Annotated in this window: 12 protein-coding genes and 2 tRNA genes; 9 read left to right on the top strand and 5 right to left on the bottom strand. The window is 63.5% G+C overall.

Annotated features, from left to right (window positions below; all coding sequences use genetic code 11):
* Positions 1-222: 222 nt before the first annotated feature.
* Positions 223-296, top strand: a tRNA-Cys gene (locus tag LJE61_RS14375).
* A 118-nt stretch (positions 297-414) separates the two neighbouring features.
* Positions 415-499: transfer RNA gene (locus tag LJE61_RS14370), tRNA-Leu, on the top strand.
* A gap of 70 nt (positions 500-569) precedes the next feature.
* On the opposite strand, the gene LJE61_RS14365 is transcribed toward LJE61_RS14370, so the two are convergent.
* The 3 genes from LJE61_RS14365 to LJE61_RS14355 form a co-directional block, all read right to left on the bottom strand.
* Entirely contained in the window at positions 570-1,910 is a 1,341-nt protein-coding gene (locus LJE61_RS14365) for an alpha-amylase family glycosyl hydrolase (protein WP_296909960.1), read from the bottom strand.
* Positions 1,911-2,082: 172 nt separating this feature from the next.
* Positions 2,083-3,882, bottom strand: coding sequence for a glycogen synthase (locus tag LJE61_RS14360; protein ID WP_519973041.1), 1,800 nt, complete (start codon positions 3,880-3,882; stop codon positions 2,083-2,085).
* 454 nt (positions 3,883-4,336) lie between these two features.
* Complete coding sequence (locus LJE61_RS14355) at positions 4,337-6,070, bottom strand: ABC transporter ATP-binding protein/permease (protein WP_296918743.1); 1,734 nt, start codon at positions 6,068-6,070, stop codon at positions 4,337-4,339.
* Between the two features lie 914 nt (positions 6,071-6,984).
* Between LJE61_RS14355 and LJE61_RS14350 the strand changes: the two genes are divergently transcribed.
* From LJE61_RS14350 to mdoH, 3 genes are read left to right on the top strand one after another with little or no spacing between them, the layout of a single operon-like run.
* The gene (locus LJE61_RS14350; protein WP_296909955.1) at positions 6,985-8,550 is read left to right on the top strand and encodes an OpgD/OpgG family glucan biosynthesis protein; all 1,566 of its coding nucleotides are present in this window, start codon (positions 6,985-6,987) and stop codon (positions 8,548-8,550) included.
* Positions 8,535-9,116, top strand: a complete 582-nt coding sequence (locus LJE61_RS14345) for a hypothetical protein (RefSeq protein WP_296909953.1) — start codon at positions 8,535-8,537, stop codon at positions 9,114-9,116. The genes LJE61_RS14350 and LJE61_RS14345 overlap by 16 nt, the downstream gene beginning before the upstream one ends.
* Positions 9,113-11,203 (top strand): glucans biosynthesis glucosyltransferase MdoH, encoded by a 2,091-nt coding sequence (mdoH, locus tag LJE61_RS14340; RefSeq protein ID WP_296909952.1) that lies wholly within the window; start codon positions 9,113-9,115, stop codon positions 11,201-11,203. Before LJE61_RS14345 ends, mdoH begins: the two co-directional genes overlap by 4 nt.
* Before the next feature lie 41 nt (positions 11,204-11,244).
* On the opposite strand, the gene LJE61_RS14335 is transcribed toward mdoH, so the two are convergent.
* Positions 11,245-13,092 carry an Hsp70 family protein gene (locus tag LJE61_RS14335; protein ID WP_296909950.1) on the bottom strand — a complete coding sequence of 616 codons (1,848 nt, stop codon included), beginning with the start codon at positions 13,090-13,092 and terminating at the stop codon, positions 11,245-11,247.
* Entirely contained in the window at positions 13,089-13,640 is a 552-nt protein-coding gene (locus LJE61_RS14330; protein ID WP_296909948.1) for a DUF2760 domain-containing protein, read from the bottom strand. The genes LJE61_RS14335 and LJE61_RS14330 overlap by 4 nt, the downstream gene beginning before the upstream one ends.
* 265 nt (positions 13,641-13,905) lie before the next feature.
* Between LJE61_RS14330 and LJE61_RS14325 the strand changes: the two genes are divergently transcribed.
* The 4 genes from LJE61_RS14325 to tgt all read left to right on the top strand — a co-directional run bounded on the left by LJE61_RS14325 (position 13,906) and on the right by tgt (position 17,004).
* On the top strand, positions 13,906-14,112 hold the full coding sequence (locus LJE61_RS14325; RefSeq protein ID WP_296909947.1) for a DUF2934 domain-containing protein: 207 nt from the start codon (positions 13,906-13,908) through the stop codon (positions 14,110-14,112).
* A 477-nt stretch (positions 14,113-14,589) separates the two neighbouring features.
* Positions 14,590-15,150, top strand: coding sequence for a peptide-methionine (S)-S-oxide reductase MsrA (gene msrA, locus LJE61_RS14320; protein WP_296909945.1), 561 nt, complete (start codon positions 14,590-14,592; stop codon positions 15,148-15,150).
* Between the two features lie 20 nt (positions 15,151-15,170).
* Entirely contained in the window at positions 15,171-15,902 is a 732-nt protein-coding gene (locus LJE61_RS14315) for an HAD family hydrolase (protein ID WP_296909943.1), read from the top strand.
* Entirely contained in the window at positions 15,892-17,004 is a 1,113-nt protein-coding gene (tgt, locus tag LJE61_RS14310; RefSeq protein WP_296909941.1) for a tRNA guanosine(34) transglycosylase Tgt, read from the top strand. The genes LJE61_RS14315 and tgt overlap by 11 nt, the downstream gene beginning before the upstream one ends.
* The last annotated feature ends 70 nt before the right edge of the window (positions 17,005-17,074 follow it).

The raw sequence follows: 17,074 nt of genomic DNA, 5'->3' as shown, positions 1-17,074 counted from the left end.
TCCCCAACGACACCGGAGCACCCGCACAAATTATCTGATACACACTGTTAAAGATCTCCTCAGCAAACGCACACAGCGCCTCGCCAAGACCGCCCATTCTACCCCAACTCATCCCCCTGTCAAGCCCTCACAGGGCCGGGGGGTGGCGGGGCGCGGTGCCGCCTGGTGCTTTAGCCCGCCGGCGCGTGACAGGCATGCGGCGCGCGACTATACTCCAATCTCGGCTGAGTGGCAGAGTGGTTATGCAGCGGCCTGCAAAGCCGCGTACCTCGGTTCGATTCCGGGCTCAGCCTCCAGCATTCGTGCTCTCCGCTTCTCGCTCACGCAACACAGGCAAGGTGCGCGCGCAGTCTGGTCGGACTTGCGGGCAGCCCCTCTTTACGACTCAGTGGCGTGGGCCACCAGCTTCATCAAGCCCGGGTGGCGAAACTGGTAGACGCAAGGGACTTAAAATCCCTCGGCTTCGGCCATGCGGGTTCGAGTCCCGCCTCGGGCACCACGACCCGTGCCTGGAGCGGTCAATGCCGCAACCCAGGGCCACCCCCACTCCCTCACTCGCCGGTTGGGTCTCATTCCTCTTTCGTCAACCAGCGGTCGGCCACCGCGCACCCTGCGCCCCGTCGCGGCTCGATATCGGATGTGCACGCCGTGGTTACCCAGACCCGCCCCACGCCCGGTCCGAGCTCGAACTCAAAGGGTGTGGGCAGATAGTCCATCGGCCATTCGGGCGACACGTCGCGGAGCGGGGGTGTCGACCCGCTGAGGTCATAAAGGTCTTCGATGTGCAGGTGCTGGTAGTTCCAGGGGTCTTTGTTCAAGGCGAGGAGCGCCGTGCCAAGGCCCTCCGTGCTCACTTTGCGCAGCAGTAAGACCGCCGGGTTGGCCTGCTCCAGGCGCTCGATCGGTCCATCCTCCCGGAACACGGGGTACTGGTCCTTGAGTTGGTTGGTCCGCGCAATGAAGTCAGTCAGATCGATGTTCGGCGCTTCCCAGTCTGCGGGGCTCGTGTCGACGACATTGAGTCGGCGCCTAAAGCCATACTCGTACCCGACCGGCATCATCACCCCGGCGGAGAACAATGCCGCGAAAAGGTAGCGCTGTTTCAGAGCGTTGGGGTTATCCCCGGATTCGCTGAAGAGCCGCTCGGTGTCGTGACTTTCCGGAAAGCTGATCGAGGAGGCCAGGTGGCGGGTCAGGTCATACTGCTCCAACAGCCAAGGGGCTTCAAAGTCCCACCACTTTGAGCTGTTGAATATGGCGTTGAAGCCGGCGGATGCTGTATCGCGCGTCTGCTCCGGAGAGCAGCCGAGCGTTTCCGCGATGAAGACGACCTCTGGACAGATCTGACGTGTGTGCGTGATTAAGGATTCCCAAACTGCGTTCGGTATCTGGTACGCCGCATCGCAGCGGAAGCCGCGAAAGCCCAAGTCGACCAGGTAGTCGACAACCTGAATGCAATACGCCAGCAGCCCCGAGCGATCGACCGAGTGGCGGTGATCGAACTGAGCCAGGTCATGCCAGACGACCTTGTTCCCGTCAGCTTCGACACAGAAGGCGCTCGCGACATCGTCGCCTTCGCGCACGAACCAGTCGGGATACTCCAGCACCAGCCTCGAGTCCTTGGCGCAATGATTAATCACGAGGTCGATCATCATGGAGAGCCCCCGACGTTCCGCCTCGGCGATCATCGCCCGGACCTGCTCCTCGGGCGGGCGGGCGGAATTCGGAGCCACGAAGGTCTCGTTGATCGCGAAATGATCGGCGATCGAATAAAGGGATCGGGATCGACCAAGCCTCTGGATGGGATTGACGTAGACCCAATCAAAGCCCATTTTGGCCGCCCGTCCCAGATGCGGGGTCCAATTCTCGAAATGTCCAACGAGTCGCGGGAACAGGTTATAGATCTTCATCAATCCCGTGCTCTCCTCAACGCGACCCGGCACGCTCATCACGACAGCCGCGAGCCCCCATGGCGGGGCGCCGTGTCAGCCCTTCCATTCACATGGTTGCGAGCCATGCGCCCCGGATCGCTCGCGTTCCGGGCCGGTCGATGCCCCAATCGGACCTCGAGTCGGAGATGCCTTAGCCCTCGCGGATGTAGTCGTAGATGTTCAGGTAATCCTGACCAGGCACGTTCCAAGAATAGTCGCAGCGCATCGCGTTCTTCATTAACTCGCGAAAGTGATCAGGATGATACCGATAACAGGCGATGGCGCGTCCCAGGGCCGACTCCAGGCCGGCGTTATCGAAATCCCGGAAGACGTAGCCGTTGCGCTCATGCAGCGGACGATGCGAGTGGTCTTTGTCGAAAACTGTGTCTGCCAGTCCGCCGACCTCACGGACGACCGGGATGGTGCCGTAGCGCAGAGCAATCAGCTGGGTCAGCCCGCAAGGCTCGAAACGGCTTGGGACGAGCATGAGATCGGCGCCAGCATAAATGAGGTGTGACAGCTCTTCGTCGAAGCCGATCTCCAGATGGCAGTCGGGGCTGTCGTTGAGCATCGTCTTGAGACCCCAGAAATCGGCATTGATCTGATCGTTTGGGCTCGATCCGAGCAAGACGAATTGAGCGCCTTGCTCAAGGGTATAGAAGATCGCATGGCGCACGAGCTCCAGACCTTTTTGTGGGTCCAGCCGACCGATGAAGGCGACGATCGGTTTCTCATTGTCTGCCAGCATCAGGCGGTGGCGGAGAGCACGCTTGTTTTCGTATTTTCCGTCGATGTTTTCCACCCCGTAGCGAACCGGGATATGATGGTCGATCTCGGGATTCCAGACATCGTAGTCGATGCCGTTGACCACTCCGCCATACTTCAGATGATGGACATGGAGCGTCGGCTCCAGTCCGAAGCCTTGGCCCTGGTCTTTCGTCTCAAACGCATAACGGGGTGAGACGGTTGTGACGAAGTTGGAGTAGACGATTCCCGCCTTAAGCAAATTCAGAGCTCTTGGGTGGTGATTGTCTGCCATCCGGCTCTGTTCGAAGAACCGTTCCGGCCGGCGCAGCCCGGTGGCATGCAGCACGTCGATGCCCGTCACCCCTTGGTGAGCGAAGTTGTGGATCGTCAGACACACCCGCGGATGCGTCATCCCAAGCGGCTGGTAGAGCTCGTAGAGGAAGACCGGCACCAAGGCGGTCTGCCAGTCATGGACATGGATAACGTCCGGGTGCTTGCCCGCCTTCCAGAGGAATTCCATGGCAGCCCGCGAGAAAAAGGCGTAGCGCAGAACGTCATCGCGAAAGCCGTAGATACTGCTACGGTTGAAGAAATCGTCCTGTGAATGCGGCTCGATAAAGAAACATTTGCGCCCGTGTACGAAGCCGAAGAATACCGTGCAGTGGATTGCGCCGTCATACCAGGGGACCCAGAGGTCGCGATAGACCTCTTGCATCTCGAAGACCTGATCGTAGCGCAGGGTGGAGTACTTGGGCAGGATGATCTCGACATGATTGCCCCGAATCGCCAGCTCGCGACTCAGCCCGAAGACCACGTCGGCGAGTCCGCCGACCTTTGCCACGGCAGCCAGCTCGGGCGTGATGTGAACGACAAACAGGTTCGGGCGGAAGGCTGCAGGAGGGGGCAGGGGCTCGGGTGTTGGCGATGCTTCGGCCTCGGGAGGCTCTTCCGACCCCAGTCGTGACCGGGCTGAGCGCAGCGTGGCCGACGCGTCGGACTCGGCAGATTGCGGGATCGCCTCCGTCAACGGCGGCGTCCACCCAGCCGATAGCGGCGCCGAATCCGGCGGTATCCCCGGCTCGGCAGTCTCGACCCCTGGGAGCCCGGTGTCCTGCTCGAATCCCGATCGAACCCGCTCCGCCTTCAGGGCCGCCTGAGAAGCCGAGCTCCGGGCTGCCGGGCGGCGCGGGTCAGCGGGCGGCAGAGGGGCGGCCGTGACTCGCTCGCCGGATTGATCCGGCGCCGGCGCCCCATCTGCCCCGCCGGCCTGAGGCAGGACGATCGCGGTTGAGACCGATGGCTCCCGAGCCTGCGATTTTCGGCTGCGGCTGCTCGCAGGCGGCGCAGATCCGGCCCGCTTGGCGCCGGAACGGCCTCGTGCGACGTCCTTTCTTGATCCAGTTGGCTTCTTCGCCATTACTCGTTTTCCTGCAGCGATGTTCGTGCCGCGCTCAATTCAGCGGCTGCCCGCTAGTGTACCCCAGTCCCCAAGACCAGATGCGCCCGCCCTCGTCGCTCGCAGTCCGCGCCGCATTCGGGTGGACGGGGGGCCGCGGTCCGTGAATGCAGCCGAGAGGGGCAGGCCTCGTGAGTCATCCCCGCGCCGGCGTTGCCGGCTTGATCGAGGGCCTGGCCGGAGACCCGGGCGCGTTTGTCCTTCAGCCTTCGCTTGATGTCCGCGGGTCGCTGCCTCCAGGCCCGGATCGGGCGGCGGTGCCGTCTTCGGCGTGTTGCCCGCCGAGCTCATCCGACTCTGAGGGGCCGGTCCCCCGCCATGTCCAGGTGCCATCCTCGGCGACGACCAGGACGTGGTCATAGGCAGACGGATCATCTTCCTCATCGCCGAGCGTGATATAGGTCATCCCGCTGTCACGCAACATCTGAAACAGCTCGTCGAGCTGGCATTCGCTCAGTGCCCGAGTCGGATGGTCGAGCACGACAAACGCGGGTGCGGCCATCAGCACCCGTGCAAATGCCACGAGTTGCTGCTCACCGAGCGACAGGAGCTCCTTCCAGTTGCGTTCTTTGTCCAGCCCGCCAGCCCGGATCAATGCGGGCTCGAGGCTCAACGCCTTCAAGGTCGCGACGATCTGCTCATCCGTATAAGACCCGTTGGCACCGCTTGGCGTCACGAGTTGACGCAGGCTCCCCGGTGGCAGGTAAGGACGCTCTGGCAGGAACATGATCGCCGAGTCGCCCGGGCGCGTGATACAGCCGTCTCCGGCGTCCCAGAGGCCGGCGGTCGCGCGAAACAAGGCTGTCTTGGCCGATTCGTTGGGAACGAGGACAAGTAGGCATGTCCCGCGCGGGATCGACACCGACAGATCCTTGATCAGCTCGCGCCCGCTGCGAGGTGATCGAAGGGTGACGCCCTGAAACGCCACGCGCTCTGAGTCGATGCGCGTCACGATCGCCGGCTTCTGTGAGACCGGGCCCGCCTCCATCGCCTCGCGCAGGCTTGCCAGGCGGGCAATCACGGCCGTGTAGGTCGAGATAGACTGAAACTGTGTGATGATGAGGGAAAAGGCCCCGAGGAGGTGGGCAAAGGCGATCGCGGATTGGCTGATGACCCCGAAGTCCGCCTTTCCCTGAATGAACAGCGGCGCGACGATGAGGACGGGGATGATCTGAATGAGGTAGTTGTAGCCGGTCGTGAAGAATCCCAGTCTGCGATTGACGTGAATAATGTGTTGAAAATTTGCTATGAGATCCGCTAGGCGTTTGAGAAGCTGCGACTCGAGACCGGCCTCACGTCGCAGGAGCGCAATGGAGTCGGCATTGTCGCTGACATGGATTAGGCGGCTGCGGAAATTGGCCTCCTTGTCGAGCTGGTCATAATTCAAACCGATCAAGGGTCGCCCGAGGAGCACGGTCATTAAGGATCCGAGTGCTGCATAGGAGACGGCCACGACGAACAGGAGCGGGCTGATGGTCCACATGACGCCAGAGAAGGCAATCACCGTGAAGCTTGCATTGAGCAGCATGAGCACGAAGGACAGCGTCGTCGCGGTCATGTAGCGGATGTCCTCGCTGATCCGCTGATCAGGGTTGGCGAGATCCCCGGCGTCGTGAAGACGGAAGTAGACTCGATCATCGAGATAGCGCATGACGGCGCGTCTCGTCAGATAGTTGCGCCATAGCAGCCCGAGGCGTTCCTCGACGTAACGGTAGTAGACCGCCACCAGTGTCGAGATTGCGAAGACGCCGACGTAGAGCAGCGCGAAGTAACCGAACCTGCCCATGTCGCGGTTCTCGATGGAGGTCATGAAGTCCCGCCCGACGTAACTGTTCAAGACGTTCAGGCCGTTGATGCCGAACAGGAGCAAGATCAGCAGCGCAAAGAGCCACTTCGCCTTGCCGCCGACCTCGGAGCCCGCGAGGGCTCCGATCATCTCGACAAATCGCATCCAGCTTGTGCGGCTGATGGGGGAGCGCAGCGCATTCATGGTGGGGCAGGGTCCGTCGTGATCAGGGAAATCGAGTGCCGGCGGGGTGCGCGACGACGGCCCCGACAGCCCTGGCTCAACATCGCGGATGACGCTGGCCGCGCGTGAGTATAGCCTCACGGCAAAATCGGCCGCGCGCGATCGCACGTCTCATCCCGCGCGGATTGTGGGGTTGGTTGCTTCGCGGCTGCCACGCGCCGTGACCGCCGTGCAACCTGATTGTTTTCGGCGGCCGCTGACGGCGTCGCCCCCCTTTGCCGGTCGTGTACCCGCGCATGTCCGTCGGGGGAGCCTGTCGCCGCGTCCGTTCAGCTCGACACTCCCACTTAGTGCTTGCACCGCCTTCGGCAGCGCCAAAGGGACTCGGTGGGCCCTCCTGCTGCCCGGCGACGGAACCCGTCGGGAGGCAGGCGAGCCGAGGAGCCAATACGAGCCTGGCGCGGCGTATTGCATGCCCCTGAGCGCGCTCTCCTGAGCTGGATCGGGGCTTGGCAAGCGGTGCAGGGGACTTCACGCCGGACCGGCATTACCTTAACATGTCCCGGCAAATTTGCCGGCCTGGCAGCGATGGAGATGGTATAGCAGGCATCCTGCTCGGGATAGCCGCCGCGTCGCAGGCCAGCGTTGTTCTCACCTTCGCGGTGCTTACCGCGGGCCGGCTGGTCCGTGCGCAGGCGGCGAGCCCGCATCCAGGGGCACGGACCGCGACTTGGACACCCCAATGCCCGGCTCCGGCGGACGCCCCCTCCAGAGGCCTGGCAGCTCGACCTTCAAGCGGGATGGAGCCTGCCAGGAGGCTGGAAATTGTTGCCGTTTTCGGCTCGTTACCCAAAAGACTGAAGAACCTGGCACTCTCGAACATGAACCACTTAAGAGATCCCAAACGAATCTCGGCCGGCCTCTTCGTTGCCCTGGCGATGGCCCTTGGCGCCGAAGGTTTTTGCCAGCCATCCGCAGCGCCGGACGACGAAGGTGTGCCGGGGGTCTTCACATTCGCAAGCGTGGTCCGGCGCGCCGCCGAGCTCGCCGAGGCGCCTTACCAGAGGGACGCGCCCCAGCTCCCGGAGGTGTTTGCGTCCCTGGATTACGACGGTTTCCGCGATATCCGGTTCAACCGCGGTCACTCACTATGGCGCGAGGACGGACTGCCTTTTCAGGTCCAGTTCTTCCACCGTGGCTTCATGTTCCAGGACCGGGTGAGCATCAACGTCATCGATCAAGGCGCGGTGACTCCGGTCGAGTTCTCGACCCAGATGTTCGACTATGGCGAGAACCCGGTCTCCGGAGACATCCCCCACGACCTTGGTTTCGCCGGTCTGCGTTTGCTGTTCCCGATCAATCGCGACGATCTGTTCGATGAGGTCGCGGTTTTCCTCGGCGCCAGCTACTTCCGCGCCGTGGCGCAACATCTCAACTACGGGATCACGGCACGTGGTCTGGCGATCGATACCGGGTTGGCGACACGCGAAGAGTTCCCCGTGTTTCGCGAGTTCTGGCTCGAAAGACCGCATGAGGATGCCGTCGAGATCACGCTTTATGCGCTGTTGGACAGTCCCAGGGTCGCCGGGGCATATGTCTTCGTGATCAAGCCTGGGCCCGACACGACCATGGACGTCAAGGCCCACCTCTATTTTCGAGAATCCGTCGAGAAATTCGGCATCGCCCCCTTGACCAGCATGTTTCTGCACGGCGAGCTGACCGAGCGGTACATGGATGATTTTCGCCCCGAGGTCCATGATTCGGATGGGCTCATTATCGAGAGCGGGACGGGCGAGCGGATCTGGAGGCCGCTGGTCAATCCGCTTGGACTGCGCATCAGCAACTTCCAGGTCGAGAATCCACGTCTGTTCGGTCTCCTGCAGCGCGACCGGGACTTCGCCCACTACCAGGACCTTGAGGCCCACTATCACAACCGCCCGAGCGCGCAGGTCGAGCCCCTCGGAGATTGGGGCAAGGGCGTCGTGGAGTTGGTGGAGATCCCGAGCACGGCAGAGAAGTACGACAACATCGTCGCCTACTGGACCCCCGAGCGCCGCGTCGGGGCCGGTGACGAGATGGAGTTTGCATATCGCCTGCGGTTTTCTGCCAATCCCGAGGCGCGCCTGACCGGCGGACGAACCCTGGCGACCCGCATCGGTGGCGGCGGCACGGACGTCCTGGATTCAAGCCGGCGCAAGTTTGTGGTCGATTTCGTCGGCGAGACGCTGGCAAGCTTGCCGCCCGATTCGCCCTTGATGGCGACCGTGACCGCTTCGACCGGTGACCTCTCACCACCAGTCGTGCAACATAATCCAGAGACGGGGGGGTGGCGGCTGTTCGTCGAGCTCAATCCTGAGCGGGGTCGATCGGCCGAGCTGCGTGGTTTCCTGTATCAAGGTAATGACGTGCTCACCGAGACTTGGAGCTTCGAGTGGGTCCCCCAGTGATTGGCAATGGCGCCGATCTGTCGGATCTCGGCGTCGAGGTTGATTCATCGGCGGGCCCGCCGGTCGGTGCATCGCTGCAGGATTGGGAGCAGGCGATGCCCCGGGTAGCGCACTATCTGCGAGCACTTGGGGTCCGCGACCACCGAGACCATGCCCGCCTCATCGAAGCGATCCGCAGTCGATTCGTTCGACGGGTGTCGACACACCTTGTGGCGGACGCAACCGAGACAGGGATCGAGGCGACCGCAGCACTGCTCGACGCTTGGATCGCGGCTCAGCTCGGGCCGGGTGTTCCCGAGCCACAACAACGGATGGCGCGAGCCGCGGTACTGGGTGGCGTGGTCGAGGGCTGGGTGGCCGTCTGGTCGGGGCGCGTCGACGAGCCACTGGGCGAGCGCATCATCGCGGCGAGTCTCTCACCGGCACCCGAGCCGGCACCCTTGTCGATGGTGCCCCAGCGGATTGGGCCGTGTTGTCACCGCCTCGTTCGATCGATCGCGAAGGTCCTTCGGGGGAAACCAGCGGAGCGCCCCCATCAGCCTGCCGATCCGGGACGGACGTCATGACACGAACATCCTCGGTCCGTCATCCCGACCCTGGGTACCGTCGAGTCATCTACTTCGGTCTAGTGCTCCTCACGACGCTCGGCGCCATGAGTTTGTTGAGCGGCGTGTTCCAGGAGGGTGGGACCACACCGCTGGAATTCATACTGCTGCTGCTCTACGCGGTTCTGATTCTCTGGATCAGTGCGTCCTTCTGGACGGCCGCAATCGGTTTCATCCTGCTCCTGCGTCAGGACCACGGGCAACCCGCGAGTGACGACGTCCACGCCAGCCGTCCCAAGGACCCTCCCATGGGTTTCAAGACAGCCCTTGTGATGCCTGTGTACAACGAGGATCCCGCACGCGTCTTCGCGGGTCTGCGCGCGATCGAGCAGTCGTTGCAGGAGACCGGGCGGGCCGCTGGGTTCGAGATCTTCGTGCTCAGTGATACGCGAGACCCCGACATCTGGGTCGAGGAGGAGATGCAATGGCGAAAATGGGCTGTGGAGCTTGGCCACCCAGCGCGCGTCTTCTATCGCAACCGGGTCGAAAACACCAGTCGTAAGAGTGGGAACCTCGCCGATTTCTGTCGCCGATGGGGCGGTCGTTACCGCTACATGATCGTTCTCGATGCCGACAGCCTGATGTCCGGCTCCACCGTCCTCGAGATGGTGGCCCGCATGGAACAGCACCCGGATGTGGCCTTGCTTCAGGTTCCACCGGTCCCTGTCAATCGGGTGTCTCTCTTTGCCCGTGTACTCCAGTTCGCAAGCAGCCTCTACGGGCGCATCTTCGTTGCCGGGTTGAGCTACTGGCAGGGCGACACAAGCAACTACTGGGGCCACAATGCGATCATCCGGGTCGAGGCTTTTGCGGCTCATTGTGGATTGCCGGAGTTGCCCGGGCGGGAGCCTTTTGGTGGGGAGATCCTCAGCCATGACTTCGTCGAGGCGGCGCTTCTGCGTCGCGCCGGCTGGAAGGTCTGGCTTGCATACGACCTGGGCGGCAGCTACGAGGAGATACCGCCGACCCTGATCGATTATGCCAAACGCGACCGACGGTGGTGTCAGGGGAACCTCCAGCATGTGCGGCTGGTCTTTGCCGAGGGGTTCAAACCTTTGAACCGGGTTCACCTCGCGATGGGGGTGATGTCGTACATGGCATCCCCGCTGTGGCTGTTGTTTCTGCTGCTCACCGGTGTTCAGGCATATCTGGACAGCCTGGACGCACCAGTTTATTTCTTCGGGGATTATCTGCTACCCATCTGGCCGGTGTCCTACGTGGTCGAGATGACCACGGTGCTTTGGGTCACCCTCGCCATGCTCTTTCTGCCGAAGCTCTTTGCTTTGGTGCTGCTCGGGGTCCGGCCGAGGTTGAGGGCGGCCTACGGCGGATTGCCGCGGGCAACGCTCAGCGTCCTGATCGAGAGCCTGCTCTCGGTCCTCTACGCGCCGGTCCTCATGCTCTTTCAGAGCAAGTTTGTCGGCGCGATCCTGCTGCGCCGGATCGTTGGCTGGCCGCCGCAACAACGCGGTGACCACCAGACCGGATTCGCCGAGGCGCTTGCGGCCCATGGCGACCAGACCCTATTGGGTGTCGCCACCGGGGTGCTGACCTATTTCTATGTCCCGGCGTTTTTTTGGTGGTTTACGCCGGTGCTGGCAGGGATGCTGCTCGCAATCCCGGTCTCGATGGCGACCAGCCGGGTCTGGCCGGGCCAGCGGGCCCGTGCGGCCGGGCTCTTTCTCACCCCGGAGGAATCCATGCCGCCACGCGTGTTGCAGCTCCTGTCCGAAAACCTGGGAGCCGTCGCTGGCCCACTCTGCTCCGGCGAGATGGCAGGAGATCTCTGGTACCGCGCCGTCATCGATCCCTGCGCCTATGCGCTGCATGTCTCACTCTTGCCGGAGGAGGTCCCCAATCGCCGGCGTCGGCACTATCTGGAGGGCTTGATCTTCCAGCTCCAGGACGAGGGTCCGCAGAGCTTGACGCCATCTGAGAAGCGGGAGCTCTTGTCTCATCGCGACGGGCTCGAGGAGCTTCACCTGCTTCTCTGGGCGACTCAGCCGGCCCCCATCTCCCTCGCTCCACTCCCCGCCCGCGCGACTTGAGAGGGCGGGTCGAGGTGGCCTTGCGAGCGCCCGTCCCTGACTTATTCACCGCTTCGGCCACGCGTATTGAAGGCGATATTCCAGTGCTGGCCGGGAGCGCCGACCGGGATGGCCGTGAGCTCCAAGGTCCCGACCTCGGTGACCGTGGCCTGTAGTCGGACGGCAACCACCTCGCCCTTCTTATGGTCTTTGGCGGGCAGCGTGGTCTGGATCTCGTCAAGCTCGTCCAGCTCATCTTCGGGCCACTCTTCGAGCAGCTCTCCGACCTGGTCTTCTCGGCGAACACTGGATCCGAAGAAACGGAAACGCACTGGCTCGCCGACCACGAGGCCGAACTCCTGGGGCGCAGCGACCGGCTCCGAGCCCTCTTCCAGCCCGAAAGGCACCAGACAGAGTGCTTGGATTTCGGGCTCCATGCCCGGGATGGCGGGGGCTGCGCTTTCCACCCCGACATAGTACGAGTGGGACGTGCCGCCGCGGATCCGTACCCCTCCATGTCGACGTACATGGGCGTAGAAAGCAGCCCCGCGGGCGACGGCCAGGTCGAGATCTTGAGCTTTCAGCAGGCGTGCCGGCGGTGCGTCCTCGGCGGCCAACCATTGGTTGAGCACCTCGACGACTCGCGCCTGCAGTTGCTCCGCCTTGAAGACGCCGCCGTTGAAAAGGACGGCGGTCGGATGGAGAAAGCTCGCTCCCGCTGCCGGTGCAACGAACCCGGCGAGGTCTTCCGTTGCCCCGGTCTGACGGCCCAGGAACGCGGCGAGGTGGCGTGTGACGGCGGGGTCCTGCGCATATGGCAGACCGACCTTGGTGAGCGCACCGCGAGGTCGATTGGCTGGCCGACTGCTTGAATCGACCGCTGGGAAAAACCCCTCGATCAAGGTCGACTGCACCTCTTCGCGGGTCAGCTCGGTGCGGATACTGCCGCCGATCAGGCGCGAGCCGCGGCTGGGCACCACCACCGGGATGCGGTCGAGGTCGGTGTCGGCGAGCAGGGACTCTTTGGCGATTCGGCAACCATGCGTGAGGGCCTGCAACTGCCAGCGGTCGAGCTCGACACCCGTTCTTCCCAGTTTCTGCTTCAACAGGTGTGCCAGTGTGAGATCCATGTTGTCGCCGCCGAGGAGGATGTGCTCGCCGACGGCGACCCGCGTCAGCTCCAGAGCGCCGTTCTGCTCGGTAACCGCGATCAGAGACAGGTCGGTGGTTCCCCCGCCCACGTCCACCACGAGGATGACGTCGCCGACCCGCACCTGCTGACGCCAGTCGCCGCTGCTTGCGTTGACCCAGCTGTAGAGGGCCGCCTGGGGCTCTTCGAGGAGAACCAGGTGCGCGATACCGATGGCGCGCGCGGCCTCGGCGGTGAGCTCGCGTGCGGCCGGGTCGAAGGAGGCCGGAACGGTGACCGTGACCTCCTGGCGACTCAACGGATCATAAGGAAACTGCCCGTTCCAGGCGTTGCGAAGATGCGCGAGGTAGTGCACCGTCGCATCGAACGGCGAGATCTGCGGGATCTCATCCGCCGCGCCAGCCGGCAGAATCGCCGCCTTGCGGTCGACATCCGGATGGCAGAGCCAGCTCTTGGCGCTGGAGACCAGACGGATTGGCGTTGTCGTCCCTTGATTGCGCGCCAACTCGCCGCAGATCCGGTCGGGTTCCGTCTCCCAGGGCAGTCCCAAATCCGTGGCCTTGAATTCGTCCGGGTGGGGGAGATAGAGACAGGAGGGCAACAGCGGGCGCGCCTCCACAGACCCAGGTGCGGTGAGCTGTGGAATCGCGACGAGACCCTGCAGGATGTCTTCGCCCTCGCTCTTGTCGGAATCCACGAAGGCCAGGGCGCAATGCGTGGTTCCCAGGTCGAGGCCGACGGCATAATGTTTTTCGCTCACAGCTCCACCTCTGCCGCTGCCAGGATGCGCAAATCATGCCCGCCGGTGACTCGCGGCAGGTCCATTTCGACGACGCGCCAGCCACGGTGCACCAGCGCACCCACGAACGGCGGGTCCCCGACAACGTTGCCTGTCGGACGCATCGCCGATGCATCGAAACCCGGCTCCAGGGTCACGCGACTGCCCTCAGGCTCGTCGCGCACCGGGGCGATCTTGAGATGCGCGTTCAAGACCTGCTGACAACCTTGGTGCACGATCCGCGCCGCCGCGCCGACCTCTTGGTCTGAATAGGTCTTGATATCCTCCTTCAGAAAATCCAGCAAGCGCCCTTCCTTTTGCAGCAGACCAAGCAGCAGGAGAGCAGAGTCCGGTTGAGCCGCCGCCAAAGGCACAGTCGCGGGGCCGGCCGGTCGCGCCTGGGGACGACCCGCCTCTGCCTTGGCGAGCGCGGAGACGGCCTGGGCGAAGCCCGGATCCTTCAAGGCACGCCGAAAACTCGTAAAGGCGATGAATGCCCTCCGAAAAAAGGAAGGCGCTGCTGAGCCCATGAAAGCATCCTCTTGACTGTCGAGATAACTGATTGCCGAGGTCTCGCCCGCTCGGGCCAGCCTGCGATGTGCATGTTACCGCGCTGCTCGCCGCCGCTCGACCTGCGATTGTGGAGGGGAAACGCAACGCGCCTTCCAGAGGCCCCCGATGGCATAATCAGCACTCGAGCAAACGCCAGAAACAGGTCAGATAGAGGTGTCCCGGCCGATGAACAGACCTCGCCCACCGGCCCCGATGGCTCCAACCGCTGAGCAGCGTCACGAGATGATCGCGATTGCAGCCTATTATCTCGCCGAGCGGCGGGGTTTCGCTCCCGGCGGGGCGGATGAGGACTGGCTGCGTGCCGAGCGGGTCATCGACCGAATGATCCGAGACCATCTGTTCCCTCCATCCCCGGCCGACGTGGTCGAGGGGATCCGCAATGCGCTTAAGCTGAGCACTGAATCCTCGCCTTGGTCGCAGCACATCTGATTCCCCAAGCCCGCACGCGGCGCTCGGGAGACGCTGACGTATCGGCCATGCTGGCGGAAACTCAGCGCGGAACCGGAAGGCAGGGTCTCCCGCTTCCTTCATTGTCAGCCGCTTCAGCGCCTGAAATCGGAGTGCATCCCTTCCCGACCCGGCACGACGACGGTCTGCCATGTTACGACCCGGGTCCTGTCCGAGACGGAGGCAAAAAAAAGCGCGACGGGCGTCGCGCTTCGAAGTTACCACCAAAGGAGGATGGAGGAGTGCACCGAAGCCGGTAGCTTCAGTACATCAACAGTTTCTTATGTGCTGCTTCGCTTGTCAACCCCTTTTTCAAGGTCCGTCCCGAGCTGTTGCGAAATCGATGGCGCCCCAACCTCCTGGCATGGAGGGGGGCCGGTGCGCTGAGGCGACCGTTGCGGCTCGGTGTCTTCGGCGACGGTGAGATCGCGCTTCATCAACCGGATGGGAGAGCAACCGATGGCAATCGAAACGGCGACGCTTGGCGGTGGGTGCTTCTGGTGCCTCGAGGCGGTGTTCCAGGGCCTTCAGGGCGTGCGGTCTGTTGTGTCCGGGTATGCAGGGGGGGCGAGCGGACAGCCCACCTACGAGCAGGTCTGCTCGGGCAAGAGCGGCCATGCCGAGGTCGTGCAGGTGACCTTCGACAACGAGCGGATCGACTTCGAGACCCTGCTCGACGTCTTTTTCACCATCCACGATCCAACGACCCCGAACCGTCAGGGAGCCGATGTCGGCACCCAGTATCGGTCGGTGGTCTATTCCCACTCGGAGGCCCAGCGCGAGGTCGCGCGGCGGGTCATTGCCCGGCTGCAGGCGGAAGGTGTCTGGTCGCGGCCGGTCGTGACTCAGGTCGAACCGTTGCCAGCCTTCTTTGCGGCCGAGGCGTACCATCAAGGCTACTATCGCCGGAACCCCGAGCAGGCTTACTGTCAGGTCGTGATCTCACCCAAGCTCGCCAAGCTTCGCTCAAGCCACGCCGCCCTCTTGGCCGAGTCAGCGCCGCCCACCCACGCCATGTGAGCGGCGCGCGACCGTCGTCTATGCCCGACCCCGGCTTCCGTCTCATCACACTGGATCTCGACGATACGGTCTGGCCCTGCGCGCCCGTGATCGAGGCCGCCGAAGAGGCCTTGCACGCGTGGCTTCGCCGGCGTGCGCCACGGCTGGCCAATGCCCACGATCTAGCGAGCCTGCGACGCCACCGCCGGAGCCTGATGGACGCGATGCCCGAGATTGCGCATGACCTGGGGCAGATCCGCCGCCGCTCGTTGGTCGCATTGCTGGAGTCGTTCGACTACGCTGCCGCCCTGGCCGAGGAAGGCATGGCGTGGTTCGACCACCATCGCAATCGAGTCGAGCCTTTTGCTGACGTCGGCCCAGCGCTCCACCACTTATCGACACGCTACCGATTGGTCTCACTCACCAACGGGACCGCAAACCCCGAGGCGACGCCTCTGCGTGGTCTGTTCGAACGGAGTCTCACGGCCGCCGATGTCGGCGCCGCGAAACCCGATCCCGCGCTCTTTCTCGGAGCGCTCGCGCATGCCGGCTGCGCGCCAGGCGAGTGTCTGCACCTCGGGGACGATCCTTGGAGAGACGTCGAGGCTGCGCGTTCTGCGGGCCTGACGGCGGTCTGGGTGAACCGCTACGGACGGACCTGGCCGGACGAGCTGGCGCCGCCGACACTCATGGTGACAGATTTTCACCAGGTCCTGGCCTGGCTCGATGTTGATCCCGACATGCCTGTGGCGGCCGGCATCGATGCGGTTTGATCTGCTGGCGAGTGATGGATTCGCCCGGCGCGGCCGCCTCACCTTCGCGCGCGGGACGGTCGAGACCCCTGCCTTTATGCCGGTCGGCACCTATGGGACGGTCAAGGCCATGACACCCGAAGAGCTGGTCGAGCTGGGTGCTGAGATCGTTCTGGGGAATACCTTCCATCTCATGCTGCGACCCGGCACAGAAGTCGTCCGCTGTTGTAGCGATCTGCACGGTTTTATGCATTGGGAGCGACCGATCCTGACCGACTCGGGGGGCTTCCAGGTGTTCAGCCTGGGCGAGCTGCGCAAGATCACCGAGGAGGGGGTGCACTTTCGCTCGCCGGTCGATGGCAGGCCGGTCTTTCTGAGTCCCGAGATCTCGATACAAGTCCAGCGCGAGCTGGGATCGGACATCGTGATGGTTTTCGACGAATGCACACCCTATCCGTGCGATGAGGCCCAGGCGCGGGAGTCCATGGAGCTGTCGTTGCGCTGGGCGGTGCGGTCGCGGGTGGCACATGCCGACCATACCTCGGCCTTGTTTGGCATCGTCCAAGGCGGCATGCATGAAGGGCCGCGCGCTGACTCACTGGACGGACTCCTGTCGATCGGCTTCGACGGGTATGCGATCGGCGGGCTTTCGGTCGGTGAGCCCGCGGCCGAGCGTCTGCGGATCCTTGACTTTCTCGCCGACAAGCTACCGAGGGATCGCCCGCGTTACCTGATGGGAGTCGGCACACCGGAAGATATCGTGGCCGCAGTGGGCCGGGGTATCGACATGTTCGACTGTGTCATGCCGACGCGCCATGCGCGAAACGGCTATCTCTTCACGCATCAGGGCACCGTGAAGATCCGTAACGCGGCGCATCGCCGTGCCGAGGGTCCGCTGGACCCCCTGTGTGGTTGCTATACCTGTCGCCATTATAGCCGCGCATACCTGCACCACCTTGATAAGTGCAGGGAGATCCTGGGTGCACGCCTGCAGACGATCCACAACCTCCACTACTACCAGAGCCTGATGCGCGGCTTGCGTGCGTCGATCGCCGGCGGCGGCTACGCCGAGTTCGTGAGCGATTTCAACCGCCTCAGGCGACTCAACGCCTCTCCCCAATAGGGTTGCCGGCAGCGGCCATGCGCCTCGTTGCTTCGGTTGGGTCCCGGGCCGCCTTCCGCGCGCTGTGGTC

It is taken from the genome of Thiocapsa sp. (genome assembly GCF_022340925.1).
GTDB lineage: Bacteria > Pseudomonadota > Gammaproteobacteria > Chromatiales > Chromatiaceae > Thiocapsa.
Note: the sequence above shows the minus strand (reverse complement) of the source record. Positions and strands in the feature narration are given on the sequence as shown.